The following is a 13,537-nucleotide window of genomic DNA, read 5'->3' as shown; positions in this document are numbered from 1 at the left end:
TGTCCAGTGACAAAACGTTTTCTGTTGTCACACCGAGATCCAGGGAGAGCGAGTGTTTGTGCTCGTTCCGAATCACTGGCACGGCCAAATAATGGCCACTGGATGGCGATCTCACCATGTTTACCGACCGACGGATCGAGCGGCATCAACTACCTTATTTCCTGCAAGTGTTTAATCGTCTTACCGATAAACCTATCGGCTTCTTGGGTAATGTCTCGGGGAATGGACTGATGTTGATCAGCCAGTTGCCCATGATGGTCAATGCGCAATTCGAGCTGCGCTTGAAGATCCCCGAGGCTGACGGCACTTTCCATGCAATTGACCTTACGGCGACCTGCCTGTGGAGCCACGAAGATATCAACCCGCAGTATTACGATTCGGGGTTCAACGTGCTTCAGGCGCCCGAGGAATATGAGCAATTGATTGGTGTGTTGGTGCAGTACTTCAGGTTTGACCCCCTGCAGGCATCCGTCTGATTACCGCACGGTGGTTGACCCGGCTCGGGTAATGCTACCCGGGCCGTGGCCAGGCGTTAATGGTTCAGAACACGCCGGCTTTTTTCCAGCCCAGATAATGCGTCACCAGGGCCGCTCCCATGGCTGATGGCAAAGTGTCCAATACCGAGAGGCCGTGCGCGTTCAAACGGTCATGCAGTTCATCCCGGGTGTTGAGGTAGTCCACCGTTGCGCTGTAGGCCAAGGCTTCTGGCATTGTTTGCACGGGCGACTGGCGCAGTCGATCGAGTACTTCTTCACGCAAGCTGGCCACCAGCACCCGATGCTGGCGACTGATGCGCTTCACGGCAGTCATCAACGCTTCGTCATCTTCATCGCGCAGGTTGGTCACCATAATCACCAATGCCCGACGTTTTTGCCTGGCCAACAGTTGGCTGGCCGCCGCCTCGTAGTCGGCGGCTCGTCGAGTGGTGTCCAGGTCGTAGACCGAGTTGAGCAACAGGTTCAATTGGCCACTGCCTTTGACGGGAGCGAGGTAGCGTGGTTGGTCGCCGGCAAAAGTGTACAGCCCCACCGCGTCGCCCTGGCGCAACGCGACGTAACTGAGTAGCAGGCAGGCGTTGAGCGCGTGGTCAAAATGGGACAGTTCGTCATCCTGGCTGCGCATACGTCGGCCGCAATCGAGCATGAACACGATCTGTTGATCGCGCTCGTCCTGGTACTCTCGGGCAATGGGCGTACGTTGCCGTGCGGTGGCTTTCCAGTCGATCTGCCGCAGGCTGTCGCCCTCACGAAACTCGCGCAACTGATGAAACTCCAGGCCCAACCCACGCCGCTGGCGTTGACGCACCCCCAGTTGGCTCAGCCAGTTGTCTACGCCCAGCAGTTGCGCTCCATACAAACGGGCGAAGTCCGGGTAGACGCGAGTGGTGTCGTGGGCTTCGATAAAGCGCCGCGCGGACCACAGCCCCAAGGGGCTCGGCAGTTGGACTTCACAGCGACTGAACGTGAAATGCCCCCGTCGCAGAGGGCGCAGGCGATAGCCCAGCTCACTGCGTTCACCGGGGCGCAGTTCGATGGCCTGGGGTAGGTTTTCCCTGCCTAAACCATCGGGGACATGGTCGAACACCTGGACTGTCAGCGGCTGTGGGTAGTCGCATTCCAGGCTCAGGCGTACTTCGCCCCAGCGGCCCAACGCCAAGCTGCCGGGCATCTGCCGTTGCACCCGTGGCGAGGGCCGGTGCCGCAACCGTAGCGCGTCGAGCATGGCCAGCAGCAACAGCGCCAGGAGCAAGCCCCACGCCACCGAATGTACGGTGTCGGGCACTTTGAACTGCAATGCTGCGGCAGTGCCCAGCAAGATGTTCAAACCCAGCAATAGGCCGAGCCAGATCAACAGCAGACGGGTTGGCTTCATGGTCAGCTCATTGGCGGGGTGCTGGGATCTGGTCCAGCAGCTGCTTGAGCACCTGGTCGACCTCCAGCCCATCGATGTCCAGTTCTGGTGCAATGCGTACCCGATGGCGCAGTACCGCCAAAGCGCAGCCCTTGATGTCATCCGGGGTGACGAACTCGCCGCCGCGTAACAATGCCCGGGCGCGGGCGCCGCGCACCAGTGCAATGGACGCACGTGGGCCGGCACCTATGGCCAGCCCTGGCCAACTGCGGGTGGCCCGCGCCAGGCGCACGGCATAGTCGAGCACTTGTTCATCCAGGGCCAGTTCACTGGCGATTTGCTGCAATTGCAGCACGTCCGAGGCTTGCAGCACGGTGCGCAACGGTTGCACATCCAGCATGTCGGCCCGTGACGAGCGCGTCACTTCACGCACCATCTCCAGCTCTTGCTGTGCATCGGGATAGTCCATGCGCACCTTGAGCATGAAACGGTCCAGTTCTGCTTCCGGCAGGGGGTAGGTGCCTTCCTGTTCGATGGGGTTTTGCGTGGCCAACACCATAAACGGCTGCTCGATGGGCAGCGCCTCGCCTTCGAGGGTCACCTGCCGCTCCTGCATGGCTTCGAGCAAGGCTGCCTGGGTCTTGGCCGGGGCTCGGTTGATTTCATCGGCCAGCAACAGGTGGGTGAACACCGGCCCCTTGCGCAACTTGAATTGCTCGGTGTGCAGGTCGTACACGGCGTGGCCGGTGACATCGCTGGGCATCAGGTCCGGGGTGAATTGGATCCGCGCGAAGTCACCCTCAAAGCATCGCGCCAGGGCACGTACAAGCAGAGTCTTGCCCAGCCCTGGGACGCCTTCGAGCAATACATGGCCGCCGGCGATCAGTGCGGTGAGCACGTCGTCGATCACCTGCTCCTGGCCAATCACTGCTTTGCGCAGTTCAACGCGCAGAGCCTGGGCCTGCCGGCTGGCGCGTTGCAGGGTTTCGGTCGTCAGGGTGTTGGCGCTGGTAAATTCGCTCATAGGGCGTTCCTGAGGGTTTGCAGGCATGCCACCCGCCGGCTGAAATCGGCGCTGGAAAGCCGTTTTGCCGGGAGTGGGCCAAGGGCCTGGCTGATGACATGAGGGGGTTGGCGCGTCAGGTGTTCAAGTACTCGCCATTGTTCGGTGTTGTCGAGGTGCTCAAAGCCAGGATGGCGGCGCCGGGCGGCACGCTGGATATCGCGCTGCAACGCGTGCAATAGCGAACCCTGGCTGCTGCGGCGCAGCAGGAAGTCGGCGCTGGCCTTCAAGTGTTCCTGCAACTGCCGGCGAGCCTTGGGAGCGGGTGCCTGGATCGGGCCTTGGCGCATACCTGCCTGCCAGAGCGCCAGGGCGACCAGCGCAATGAGCGCGACCGCGGCCTGGGGGAAATAACGCAGCAGCAGGGTCAGCAGGTTGTCCACGTCACTGTTGAACAAGAAAGTCACCGCCGTACCCTGGTTCAGGTACCACAGCAGCCAGGCGTTGTCGTGTTTGCCGATATCGGTGGTTTTCCACAGGTCGCTGTCGGTAATCACGGTCACACGGCCTTGCCCGAGGTCTCGTTGCATCAGGTGACTTGACCTGGCGCTATTGGCTGAAAACTGGGCAAGGTGCTTGGGGTCGGTGAGGTTGAAGTCGGTGTCGAAGCTGAAGTACGCCGGGGCGGTTTCATTGTCGACATAGAGTTTGGTCAGGTCCGGCGCTTTCTTTTTGCGGGGTGGGGTGGGCTCAGCCGGCTCCTCACTCAGGGCCTGGTGGATATGCAGGCTATCGAGTAATAAGTCACCGCTTTTGCCGGTTTCTTCATCCCATAGCGCCTCGGCGACCAGGAGCAGATGGCCGCCGGATTTGGCCCAGTCGAGCAGTTGCCCGGCCTGGCGTGGCGACATATTGCTACGTTCGCCCAGCAACAACAGGCTGTTGCCCTTGGCGGGCAGGGTGGCCAGGCGATCAAGGCTATTGACATGCTCCACCGTCAGGCCTTGCTTGCGCAAAAAGTGTTCGGCCGCCAGGTAAGGGTTGGCCAGCACTTGTGGGGCAGGGCCGCGATCCACGACTTCGTCATAGGGCGTCGCGTTGCTCCAGGCGTAAAGGCCACCCGCTCCGATCAGGCATATCAATAACAGCCCAACCCACACCAATAGCCGGCTCATTGATGACCCCCGTAACTGAACAGGGCGCGCCAATCACTGCATAATTTTTGCTGGGTTGAGGCAGAGGGAAGGTGATGACCGTAGGCAAGGTTTTGCCAGTGTCGGGTCAACTCGTCGCTGAAGGCCAGCAGTTGCGGTTGCTGTAATTGTTGAACGCGTGCCAGCACCTGGCCTTCGGTATCGGCGCTCTTAAGCGGCAGGTTGAAGTCATGCAGTAACCGGCTCAGCAGGCCGCGATACAGAAGGCCAAGTGCTTCCCTCGGTTGAGTGGGCCACAGTTGCTCGGCGGTGCTGGCGATATCGACGGGCAAGGTGTCGGTGCCCAGCTCCAGGCCGAACAATTGCGTGGGGAGCGGTGGGGTTGCTTTGGCGCTGGGTGGCCCGCGTCGGCTGACAAATGTTTGCAGCCAGTCGCGATAGCGCCAGACCAGCAGGGCCAGGCCACCTGCCAGCAGACTCCATAACAGCACCTCCAGGCCTTGGGCAATGTGCTTGAAAGCATTGCTGTTGAGGTTGCCCAGTAGCGTTTGCAGCCATCCCGGCAGTTTACTGTCGGCGTGTGTCTTGTTTTTTGCGGCGGGCTTTTCTTCGCCAAAGCGATAGCGGGTCACGGTTTCCGGGTTTTTGAAGGGGGGCTTTTCCAGCATCGACTTGATGGATCGGCGCGCGTCCTGGGTACTCAGCGGCTTGGCTTCGCCTGCCATGACAGGAGGGTTGAAGGGCAACAGTGTCAGCCCGATCACCAGCAATAACAGCGTGGCCACATGACTCAGGCGTTGGCGCAAGCGGCGGAACACCAGCTCCAGGTCCCACGCCTCCAATACGGTGCGACGATTGAGATAAAGGCTGAAACCACACGCGACGTAAATGGGCTCCCAGAACACCAGGATCAACGCGTAGAAAGCGTTGCCCAGATGCTCCAGCCACAGTCCTTCGGTGGTGGTCGCCAGTGCCAGGCGCTGCCAATCCCAATCCAGTTCAAGTTGCTGCGGAATGAACAGGTAGAACAGCGCCATGCAGCCGAACCACAGTCCGATTTCCAGGTGTACGCCAACCGTGGTCAACCACCTCGCGGCACCGGCGTTGCGTTGTTGCAGCACGCCCAGGCGTTTTTGCCTTGCCTGGCCGTCCAGGCCTTCAAGTTGACTGACCGGCATCACAAAGCTGCGGCTGAGGCTGAGTCGGCGCCAGGTCAGGCTGGCCAAGAGTTGACCCTTGAGCAGGCGGGGCCACTGGCGCACGGCCTGCTTGAGGCTGGGCGTTTCTCCGAACAAGGCCTTGGACAGGATATAGAGCGGCAAGCGGTCGAAGGCCGGTTTGAACCACCAGAACAGGAACATGGCGGTGGAGGGGTATTTCCACAGCAGCGCGCTTAGCACGGCGAATACCGGCAAGCTCACCAGCGCCCAGCTACCCATTAGCAACCGGCGATGTTCCCTGGCCATTAGTACACCGAGGTCCATGGCTTCCCAGGCCGTGCGCGGTCGAATCACCACGCTGGAGTCACTCAGGCGCATGGCGAGCCCTCCCGGCAAAAGTCAGGTAAGCGATTACCAGCAGCCAGAGTGCAGCCCCAACCACGTATTTGACCCAGGGGGCGATCTGGGTAGTGGACGACCAGTAGGCTTCGATGAACGCGGCGATCAGCAAGAACATCATCACACCGCAAAGCAATTGCACGCTTTTGCGTGCCGCGAGCCGCAAGGATTCCCCGCGGGTCAACTGCCCTGGGGCGATCAGCGCCCAGCCCAACTGCAAGCCTGCCGCACCGGCGAGGGCGATGGCCGTCAACTCAAAGGCACCATGGCCGATGACGAATGACCAGAAGGTCTGGCCGTAGCCGATCTCGGTCAAGTGCCCGGAAATCGCGCCGATGATCAGCCCGTTGAAAATCAGGAAAAATACGCTGCCCAGGCCAAACAGCAAACCGGCGGCAAACGTCTGGAAGGCGATACCGATGTTATGCATCACGTAGTAGCCGAACATCATCCAGTCTTCGCTCGATGCCCGTTCGGCGGCGCGCCCCAGGCGGCTGGCTTCAGGGTTATACATACTTTGCATCTCGGCCACTTGTTGCGCGCTGACAATGCTGTAGATCAGGTCAGGAAACAGGTAGACCAGCAGTGCAATACCCAACAGGCTGGTAAAGAACAGCAGGCTGGCGATCAATACGAAGCGCCACTGCTCGCGCACCAGTCGCGGGAAGTCCGCCAGGACGAAGCTCAGCACGTTGCTCGCCAATTGGCTGCGATGACGGTACAGCTGTTGATGGCCGCGTAACGCCAATTGTTGCAAAGGATCCACCAGGTAACTGCTGTAGCCGCGCTCCTGAGCCAAGGCCAACTGCTGGCACAGACGCCGGTATTGATGGGGGAAATCGGCTACATCAGCGGCCTTGGCCTTGCCTTGTTCCAACTGCGTCAGTCGTTCGGCAAAGGCGTGCCATTGGGGCTGGTAGCGGCTTTCGAACATGCTTTGCTTCATGTCGGCCCCAACAGGCCGCGGGCCACGCCATTGAGTTGCTCGGCGGCGCGCGCCGGGGATACTTGCAAAGGCGTCGCGAGGATAGCGGCCAGTTCATGCACGCGTTCAGCAGAGAGTTCACCCTGGCGTTCGGCGAAGCCGAGGATCGCCCGTTGCTCACTCAGTTCCAGCGCAAACGGCAAGCGCAGGGCCGCAGCTTGCGGGACCCGAGGCCGCGCCAGGGGCAGTTCGCGGTAGACCACCAGCGTGCCGGCGGCCAAGTCGCCAAGGCGTTTGAAATTAGGATGCTGCAGGCAGCTGATAGCGCCAAGAAAGTAGCCGAAAGGCAACATGTCGACAAACCGCAGCAGGTTGCGAATGAGCGACGCCGACCAGCCGATGGGGGTGCCGTCGTCCTGTACGACGCGCAGGCCCATGACTTGTTTACCGGGTGAGCAGCCTTGGTTGAGCACTTCGAACAGCACCATGTACCACCAGCTCGCCACGAACAGCAGCAGTGAGCCCAGGCCGATTCCAATATTGCCGAGCAGCGCCAGCGGCACCAGAAGCACACCCATGACCACGCCGCGCGCACCAAGGTCGAAGGCGAAGGCCAACGCCCTGGGCACCAGGCCGGCGGGGCGCAGCGGGAGGTCGATACCCTCAGGGGTTTCGATCTGGTAGCGGGTGTCCAACGGGGTTGATGGCATCGCGATCCTTGGCAGTGCGGAGCGTTTGGAGACACGGATGCTAGCAGTGTCGGCGATGGAAGCAACTCTCCAAGATTTTACTGGGTGTTTGTACAGTGCATTTGGTGCTGGCCCCGAGTGCTGTTCAGCGCCTAGACTTTGCCGATCTTCAGCACAGGAATAGCCCGTGACCTCGATTTTCTGGTACGACTACGAAACCACCGGCATCAACCCGCGCAACGATCGCCCATTGCAGGTGGCGGGAATCCGTACCGATTTCGAGCTCAACGAGGTCGGCCCGCCGGTCAACCTTTATTGCCGGCCCAGCGACGATATCCTGCCCCATCCCGCCGCCTGTGCGATCACCGGCATCACCCCCGGAATACTGGCGGAAAAAGGCCTGGCCGAAGCCGATTTCATGACGCGGGTGCATGCGCAGCTGGCCGCGCCGGGTACCTGTGGCGCCGGCTACAACACGTTGCGCTTTGACGATGAAATGACCCGCTACAGCCTGTATCGCAATTTTTTCGACCCTTACGCGCGGGAATGGCAGGGCGGTAACAGCCGTTGGGACTTGATCGACGTGGTTCGCACCGCCTACGCCCTGCGGCCGGAAGGTATCGAGTGGCCGCTGGAGGGCGGGCGCGTGACGCTCAAGCTTGAGCGCTTGACCGCCGCCAACGGTATCGACCATGGCCAGGCCCACGATGCGTTGTCCGATGTGCGCGCCACGATTGCGCTGGCGCGGTTGGTTCGCCAGAAGCAGCCCAAGCTTTATGACTGGCTGTTTCAACTGCGCAGCAAGCAGCGCGTGATGGATCAGGTGCGCTTGCTGCAACCCATGGTGCATATCTCCGGGCGGTTTTCCGCCGAGCGTCATTATCTGGGCGTTGTGCTGCCGTTGGCTTGGCACCCACGCAATCGCAATGCGTTGATTGTCTGCGACCTCGGGCTCGACCCTCAGGCGCTGCTGAACGAGGATGCCGACACGCTGCGCCAGCGCCTGTACACCCGCCGTGATGAGCTTGCCGAAGATGAACTGCCGGTGCCGCTCAAGTTGGTACATATCAATCGTTGCCCGGTGGTTGCGCCCTTGAGCGTGTTGCGCGCCGAAGACCGTGCACGTTTGCAATTGGACATGGACGTTTATCAGGCGCGGGCGCTGCGGCTAACTGAAGCACAGGCACTTTGGTGCGATAAGTTGGCGGCCATTTATGCCACGGAAGATTTTGCCTCGAGTGCAGACCCGGAACAGCAGCTTTACGACGGTTTTATCGGTGATCGCGACCGACGCTTATGTGAACAAGTCCGCATGGCCGAACCCGCGCAATTGGCGCTCCAGCAGTGGCCTTTTGATGATCATCGGTTACCGGAATTATTGTTTCGCTATCGGGCACGCAACTTCCCCGATACGTTGAACAATGAGGAGCAACAACGCTGGAAACTTTTCTGTCAGCAGCGCTTGTCAAATCCTGAATGGGGCGCGCCGAATACCCTTGAGGCATTTAAGCTGGCCAGGCAGGAGTTGGCCGTTAATGCGACTCCGTTTCAGCAGCAGGTGTTGGCACTTTGGCAGGAATATGCTGATTCTTTAGCGGCCCGCGTGGCGCGGTAATCAGCGTTGTAACAAAATAGACGGGCATTAAAAAACGCCAGCAAGCTGGCGTTTTTTATGTGTTGCGTATCAGGTGCAGGCCTGTCGAAGCTTAGCCCAGCAGGGTAGCCCAGCCTTCAACGACGTCGCCGCCCCACTTGGCTTTCCACTCTTTCAGCGTTTTGTGGTTGCCACCTTTGGTTTCAATCACTTCGCCGTTGTGCGGGTTTTTGTATTGCTTGACCTTACGGGCACGTTTGGTGCCGGTAGTTTTCACGGCGCCGCGAGGTGCTTTAACTTTCGACTCTGGATCCAGCAGCGCGATGATGTCACGCAGGGATTTGGAGTATTCACCCATGAGGGTGCGCAGTTTGCCTTCGAATTCCAGCTCGGTTTTCAGTTTGTCGTCTTGGGACAGGTTCTTCAATCGGGCTTGCAGCTCTTTGATAGCTTCTTCGGTGGCACGGTATTCGTTGATCAGAGACATGTGGACTACCTTATGTAGAGCGCTGATTGACAGGGACAGTGGCCAATAATAGTCAGGCAGTTTGCCCAAGTAAACATTTAAGCGTGCATTTATGTGAATTACTTTGATTGTTTTTAGCGAATCTATGCAATCGAGTTAATTATAGGGCGCAGCGCTTAAGCCAATACCCCAGGTATTCAGGGTAACGCCCGCGGGTAACGCAATAGATTCATATATGAGGGATAAAACCCTGGGCTATTGAGGGGTATGACGCGGCATCGCGGTCAGAATAGGCGATAACGAATACTGCAGTTTTTCTGCGCAAACGCTAGAATGGCGGCCTTTGCGAAGTCCTGGAGTTCCCCCCTAATGCGCACTTTTCGGCTGGTGATTGCTTGCCCGGACCGGGTTGGCATCGTTGCCAAAGTCAGTAACTTTCTGGCCTCCCACAACGGCTGGATCACCGAGGCGAGCCATCACTCGGACAACCTCAGCGGTTGGTTTTTCATGCGTCACGAGATCCGTGCCGACACGCTGCCCTTTGGTCTTGAGGCTTTTCGCGAGGCATTCGCGCCAATCGCCGAAGAGTTTTCGATGACCTGGCGCATTACCGACACCGAGCAGAAAAAGCGCGTGGTGTTGATGGCCAGTCGCGAATCCCATTGCCTGGCCGACTTGCTTCACCGTTGGCACAGCGATGAGCTGGACTGCGAAATCGCCTGTGTAATTTCCAACCATGACGACCTGCGCAGCATGGTCGAATGGCATGGCATCCCGTACTACCACGTGCCGGTCAACCCGCAGGACAAGGAGCCCGCGTTCACCGAGGTTTCCCGCCTGGTCAAGCAACATGAAGCCGACGTGGTGGTACTGGCGCGCTATATGCAAATCCTGCCGCCGCAGCTGTGCCGCGAATATGCCGGCAAGGTGATCAACATTCATCACAGCTTCTTGCCGTCGTTTGTCGGCGCCAAGCCTTACCACCAAGCTTCCCTGCGGGGCGTGAAGTTGATTGGCGCAACCTGCCACTACGTCACCGAAGAGTTGGACGCCGGTCCGATCATCGAGCAGGACGTGGTGCGCGTCAGTCATAGCGACAGCATTGAAGACATGGTGCGTTTCGGCCGCGATGTCGAGAAAATGGTCTTGGCGCGTGGCTTGCGATATCACTTGGAAGACCGAGTGCTGGTGCACGGCAACAAGACTGTGGTGTTCTGATTTATACGTGTTGATTGAAGAAAGGGCCTGGGCGTTTAATCGCTTCAGGCCTTTTTTGTTTTTAGCTGACCGTCAGGACAACGCCATGAACGATCCGCTCGATAAAGCCACGTCCAGGGCGCCCGCCACACTCGGTGAGGGGTGCCTGAGTCGTTATGATCCGGATGCGCTGGATGCCGAGGATGGCACGGATTTCCCGGACGCTGCGCAGTTGTGGAAGCAGTTGCAGGCGTTGGATGAAGCGCCTGCCGCACCTGAAGAGGACGCTTGAGCCGCCCTGGCACAAGGCTCGGTTCATGATCGGGTAGCGAGCCAGGCGGCTTTGGTCATTGGGATGCGTCCCGCGTTCAGCATGCGCTGCAAGGTCTCAAGCCAATAGCGACGGGAAAACTCGTGGCGCATGTCCACCGGGTGCAGGCCCAGGCGGATGACTTGGGCTGTCTTCCAACGGTGCTCGCGGCAATCACTGAGTGCTTTGGACAGGCGCCGGCGCCAGGCGCTGCGGGCACTCCACACCAGGCCGGGGGCGTCGATACGCGTGAAGTCGGGAAGCCGGTACAGGTGCTGCGGGTCGCTGGTGTAGCTCAGCGGTAATTGGCGCAATGCCTGGCGGGTGCCTTGGCTCATCAACCAAGCGGGCGCGACGAAACCCGACAATGGCCAGTCGTTGCGTTGGAATACTGCTATGCCCTCATGAAGTCGATTCAGGGCCTGGACATATGACAGGCGATAAAACTCACCCTCGTGGGTATACACGCGGCGCATGAGCCAGTCTTTGGGCGTGCGCGGTGCCGGTTGGTCATCGCAGTGGTAGTAGCCGTGCAACGCCAGTTCATCACCCCTGGCGACGCGGCTGTCGAGCAGGCGTCGGAACTCAGCGTGATCGTGCAAGGCATCGCGATGGTGAAAGTCCGGCACCACCAGCCACGTGATAGGCACCGCGCCGAGTGCATCCACGGCCTCGACAAAGGGACGATAGTCCGCCCAATTGTGCGGCGCGACATCGTGCAGCACCAGTAACACGGCGGTTTCAGCCATGACAAAGCATCGTGTCGTGGCTGCCCAGTACGGCATGGTAATGCCCGAGCAGGCTGTCGACCACGCTGTCCCATGCGTAATGCTGTTCCACATAACGCCGAGCCTGGGCTCCCAGGCGCCGGCTGTCGGTGTTGAACAACTCGCGTACGGCGTCGGCCATCGCCTGTGGGTGGTTGGGCCTGCATAACAGACCGCAGCGTTCATTGACGATCTCATTGAATGCGCCGGCTGCCACGGCGACCACGGGGGTGCCGCAGGCCATGGCTTCGAGGATGACCAGGCCAAAGGTTTCCTGGTCGCCGGCATGCAGCAAGGCGTCGGCGCTGGCCATCAGACGGGCAACGTAAGGGGCCGGGCGAAACCCGTCGATGACGGTGACGTTGCCTGGAACGCTGGCCGGCATGCCGGAACCCACCAGCAATAAATGGTAACCGTTGCCCAGGCGTTTCATGCAGCGCAGCAGGACCGGCAGGTTTTTCTCCTTGGAGCCGCGCCCGGCAAAGATCAGCAGGCGGGTGTCCTGGTCGATCCCCAGTTCGGCGCGCAAGCCCGGGTCGCCGGCCTGCGGAGTAAAGGTCTGCAGGTCCACCCCCAGGGGCTGGACGAAGACATTCTTCACCCCCAGGCCTATGAGTTTGTCGGCCATCACCTGGCTTGGCGCCAGTACCCGGTCAAAATTCCCGTAGAGTTTTCTGACATAGGCTTCAACATTGGGTGTAAACCACGGCCCCATGCGGTTGCTCACCAGCAGCGGTAAGTCGGAGTGGTAAAAACCGATGACCGGCACATCCAGCTGGCGCCGAGCATCCAGTGCGGCCCACGCAGTGAGGTAGGGGTCTCCTACCTCGATCAGATCGGGCTGTAAATCGCGCAGGACATTTCGCCAAGGAGCCAGGCGCACCGGGAATCGATAGCCCTTGCCGAAGGGCAGGGCGGGCGCCGGCACTTTGAACACGCCATCGCGTTCGCTCAAGTGCGCGCCGGGTATTAAAAGGCTGTGGCGAATGCCGGGTTTGAGGGCCAGGCGGCGGTGCTTGGCATCCAGATAAGTGCGTACGCCGCCGCTGGCTGGGGCGTAGAACATGGTTATGTCAGCGATATGCACGATGAACATCCCTCCGATCCATTGCTCTCCTAAACGTGGACCTGAGCTAAGGATAGATGTTCGGTTGGTGTTCATCGTGCAGGCGTCGGTCCGGCGCCTGGGTGGCTCAGATGCGGAAACTGCCCACCAGCTGTTTCAGCCGCGCAGCCTGCTGTTCCAGATCGGCACAGGCACGCAATGTCGATTGCAGGTTTTCCACGCCTTCCTGATTGAGGGTGTTGATTTCCGTGATGTCCATGTTGATCGATTCCACCACCGAGGTTTGCTCCTCGGTGGCGGTGGCCACTGACTGGTTCATACCGTCGATCTCGCCAATGCGCAGGGTCACGCTATTGAGGCGTTCACCGGCGAGGTTGGCGATTTCCACACTGTCATGGCTGTGACGCTGGCTCTGGCTCATGGTGGTCACCGATTCCCGGGCGCCGACTTGCAGCTCTTCGATCATGGTTTGTACCTGTTGTGCCGATTCCTGCGTGCGATGGGCCAGGTTGCGCACCTCGTCGGCCACCACCGCAAACCCACGGCCCGCTTCACCGGCCCGTGCCGCCTCGATGGCAGCGTTCAGCGCCAGCAGGTTGGTTTGCTGAGAGATACTGGTGATTACCTCGAGAATCTGGCCGATATTCACGGTCTTGCTGTTAAGTGCTTCGATATTGCTGCTGGAGGCGCTGATCATCTCGGACAGTTGGGTCATCGCCTTGATGTTGCGATCGACCACCTGTTGGCCGTCCTCAGCCAAGTGGCGGGCATCGCTGGCCTGGTTTGAAGCCTGCGCGGCGTTGCGCGCGATTTCCTGGGCGGCAGCCCCCAGCTGATTGATCGCGGCGGCCACGCTGTTGGTTCGGTTGGCCTGCTCGTCGGAGTTGACCATCGACGAGTTGGAGGCGCTTACCACCCGCAGGGCCACTTCATTGACGTGCTCGGTGGCCGAGGAC

At 60.0% G+C, this 13,537-nt stretch carries 14 protein-coding genes; 4 read left to right on the top strand and 10 right to left on the bottom strand.

Features of this window, described 5'->3' with window-relative positions; all coding sequences use genetic code 11:
- The first annotated feature begins 116 nt into the window (after positions 1–116).
- Positions 117–476, top strand: coding sequence for a PilZ domain-containing protein (locus tag KSS96_RS22990; RefSeq protein WP_017529243.1), 360 nt, complete (start codon positions 117–119; stop codon positions 474–476).
- Positions 477–540: 64 nt separating this feature from the next.
- Here the strand turns inward: KSS96_RS22990 and KSS96_RS22985 are convergent, their stop codons facing one another.
- The 6 genes from KSS96_RS22985 to KSS96_RS22960 are packed head-to-tail and all read right to left on the bottom strand — an operon-like array spanning position 541 to position 7,202.
- Positions 541–1,872, bottom strand: coding sequence for a DUF58 domain-containing protein (locus tag KSS96_RS22985; RefSeq protein WP_217855341.1), 1,332 nt, complete (start codon positions 1,870–1,872; stop codon positions 541–543).
- A 7-nt stretch (positions 1,873–1,879) separates the two neighbouring features.
- Positions 1,880–2,875: an AAA family ATPase gene (locus KSS96_RS22980; protein ID WP_017529241.1), complete on the bottom strand. Its 996-nt coding sequence runs from the start codon at positions 2,873–2,875 to the stop codon at positions 1,880–1,882.
- Positions 2,872–4,029 (bottom strand): DUF4350 domain-containing protein, encoded by a 1,158-nt coding sequence (locus KSS96_RS22975; RefSeq protein WP_065876978.1) that lies wholly within the window; start codon positions 4,027–4,029, stop codon positions 2,872–2,874. Before KSS96_RS22975 ends, KSS96_RS22980 begins: the two co-directional genes overlap by 4 nt.
- The gene (locus KSS96_RS22970; RefSeq protein ID WP_065876977.1) at positions 4,026–5,546 is read right to left on the bottom strand and encodes a DUF4129 domain-containing protein; all 1,521 of its coding nucleotides are present in this window, start codon (positions 5,544–5,546) and stop codon (positions 4,026–4,028) included. Before KSS96_RS22970 ends, KSS96_RS22975 begins: the two co-directional genes overlap by 4 nt.
- Positions 5,533–6,513, bottom strand: a complete 981-nt coding sequence (locus KSS96_RS22965; RefSeq protein ID WP_217855340.1) for a stage II sporulation protein M — start codon at positions 6,511–6,513, stop codon at positions 5,533–5,535. Before KSS96_RS22965 ends, KSS96_RS22970 begins: the two co-directional genes overlap by 14 nt.
- On the bottom strand, positions 6,510–7,202 hold the full coding sequence (locus KSS96_RS22960) for an RDD family protein (protein ID WP_017529238.1): 693 nt from the start codon (positions 7,200–7,202) through the stop codon (positions 6,510–6,512). The genes KSS96_RS22965 and KSS96_RS22960 overlap by 4 nt, the downstream gene beginning before the upstream one ends.
- Positions 7,203–7,368: 166 nt before the next feature.
- On the opposite strand from KSS96_RS22960, the gene sbcB reads away from it, so the two are divergent.
- Positions 7,369–8,796 carry an exodeoxyribonuclease I gene (sbcB, locus tag KSS96_RS22955; protein WP_065876976.1) on the top strand — a complete coding sequence of 476 codons (1,428 nt, stop codon included), beginning with the start codon at positions 7,369–7,371 and terminating at the stop codon, positions 8,794–8,796.
- Positions 8,797–8,887: 91 nt separating this feature from the next.
- Here the strand turns inward: sbcB and mvaT are convergent, their stop codons facing one another.
- Positions 8,888–9,262 carry a histone-like nucleoid-structuring protein MvaT gene (mvaT, locus tag KSS96_RS22950; protein WP_003175830.1) on the bottom strand — a complete coding sequence of 125 codons (375 nt, stop codon included), beginning with the start codon at positions 9,260–9,262 and terminating at the stop codon, positions 8,888–8,890.
- Between the two features lie 348 nt (positions 9,263–9,610).
- Here mvaT and purU point away from each other — a divergent pair, with 348 nt between their 5' ends.
- Together purU and KSS96_RS22940 are read left to right on the top strand one after the other, a co-directional pair.
- On the top strand, positions 9,611–10,459 hold the full coding sequence (gene purU, locus KSS96_RS22945) for a formyltetrahydrofolate deformylase (protein WP_017529236.1): 849 nt from the start codon (positions 9,611–9,613) through the stop codon (positions 10,457–10,459).
- An 85-nt stretch (positions 10,460–10,544) separates the two neighbouring features.
- Positions 10,545–10,730 (top strand): hypothetical protein, encoded by a 186-nt coding sequence (locus KSS96_RS22940; protein ID WP_017529235.1) that lies wholly within the window; start codon positions 10,545–10,547, stop codon positions 10,728–10,730.
- 23 nt (positions 10,731–10,753) lie between these two features.
- On the opposite strand, the gene gpgD is transcribed toward KSS96_RS22940, so the two are convergent.
- The 3 genes from gpgD to KSS96_RS28405 all read right to left on the bottom strand — a co-directional run bounded on the left by gpgD (position 10,754) and on the right by KSS96_RS28405 (position 13,473).
- Entirely contained in the window at positions 10,754–11,497 is a 744-nt protein-coding gene (gpgD, locus tag KSS96_RS22935; protein WP_068937493.1) for an N-acetylglucosaminyl phosphatidylglycerol deacetylase, read from the bottom strand.
- Positions 11,490–12,611, bottom strand: coding sequence for an N-acetylglucosaminyl phosphatidylglycerol synthase (gene gpgS, locus KSS96_RS22930; protein ID WP_065876974.1), 1,122 nt, complete (start codon positions 12,609–12,611; stop codon positions 11,490–11,492). Before gpgS ends, gpgD begins: the two co-directional genes overlap by 8 nt.
- A gap of 97 nt (positions 12,612–12,708) precedes the next feature.
- Complete coding sequence (locus tag KSS96_RS28405) at positions 12,709–13,473, bottom strand: methyl-accepting chemotaxis protein (protein WP_370737723.1); 765 nt, start codon at positions 13,471–13,473, stop codon at positions 12,709–12,711.
- Positions 13,474–13,537 lie beyond the last annotated feature (64 nt).

The organism is Pseudomonas asgharzadehiana (genome assembly GCF_019139815.1).
Lineage (GTDB): Bacteria > Pseudomonadota > Gammaproteobacteria > Pseudomonadales > Pseudomonadaceae > Aquipseudomonas > Aquipseudomonas asgharzadehiana.
This window is presented reverse-complemented; position numbering and strand designations above follow the sequence as displayed.

What these genes read in the sequence shown, in the direction of transcription:
- KSS96_RS22990 (WP_017529243.1), top strand. Translation starts at nt 117, where the DNA reads ATGTTTACCGACCGACGGATCGAGCGGCATCAACTACCTTATTTCCTG.
- KSS96_RS22985 (WP_217855341.1), bottom strand. Translation starts at nt 1,872, where the DNA reads ATGAAGCCAACCCGTCTGCTGTTGATCTGGCTCGGCCTATTGCTGGGT.
- KSS96_RS22980 (WP_017529241.1), bottom strand. Translation starts at nt 2,875, where the DNA reads ATGAGCGAATTTACCAGCGCCAACACCCTGACGACCGAAACCCTGCAA.
- KSS96_RS22975 (WP_065876978.1), bottom strand. Translation starts at nt 4,029, where the DNA reads ATGAGCCGGCTATTGGTGTGGGTTGGGCTGTTATTGATATGCCTGATC.
- KSS96_RS22970 (WP_065876977.1), bottom strand. Translation starts at nt 5,546, where the DNA reads ATGCGCCTGAGTGACTCCAGCGTGGTGATTCGACCGCGCACGGCCTGG.
- KSS96_RS22965 (WP_217855340.1), bottom strand. Translation starts at nt 6,513, where the DNA reads ATGAAGCAAAGCATGTTCGAAAGCCGCTACCAGCCCCAATGGCACGCC.
- KSS96_RS22960 (WP_017529238.1), bottom strand. Translation starts at nt 7,202, where the DNA reads ATGCCATCAACCCCGTTGGACACCCGCTACCAGATCGAAACCCCTGAG.
- mvaT (WP_003175830.1), bottom strand. Translation starts at nt 9,262, where the DNA reads ATGTCTCTGATCAACGAATACCGTGCCACCGAAGAAGCTATCAAAGAG.
- purU (WP_017529236.1), top strand. Translation starts at nt 9,611, where the DNA reads ATGCGCACTTTTCGGCTGGTGATTGCTTGCCCGGACCGGGTTGGCATC.
- KSS96_RS22940 (WP_017529235.1), top strand. Translation starts at nt 10,545, where the DNA reads ATGAACGATCCGCTCGATAAAGCCACGTCCAGGGCGCCCGCCACACTC.
- gpgD (WP_068937493.1), bottom strand. Translation starts at nt 11,497, where the DNA reads ATGGCTGAAACCGCCGTGTTACTGGTGCTGCACGATGTCGCGCCGCAC.
- gpgS (WP_065876974.1), bottom strand. Translation starts at nt 12,611, where the DNA reads ATGTTCATCGTGCATATCGCTGACATAACCATGTTCTACGCCCCAGCC.
- KSS96_RS28405 (WP_370737723.1), bottom strand. Translation starts at nt 13,473, where the DNA reads ATGGTCAACTCCGACGAGCAGGCCAACCGAACCAACAGCGTGGCCGCC.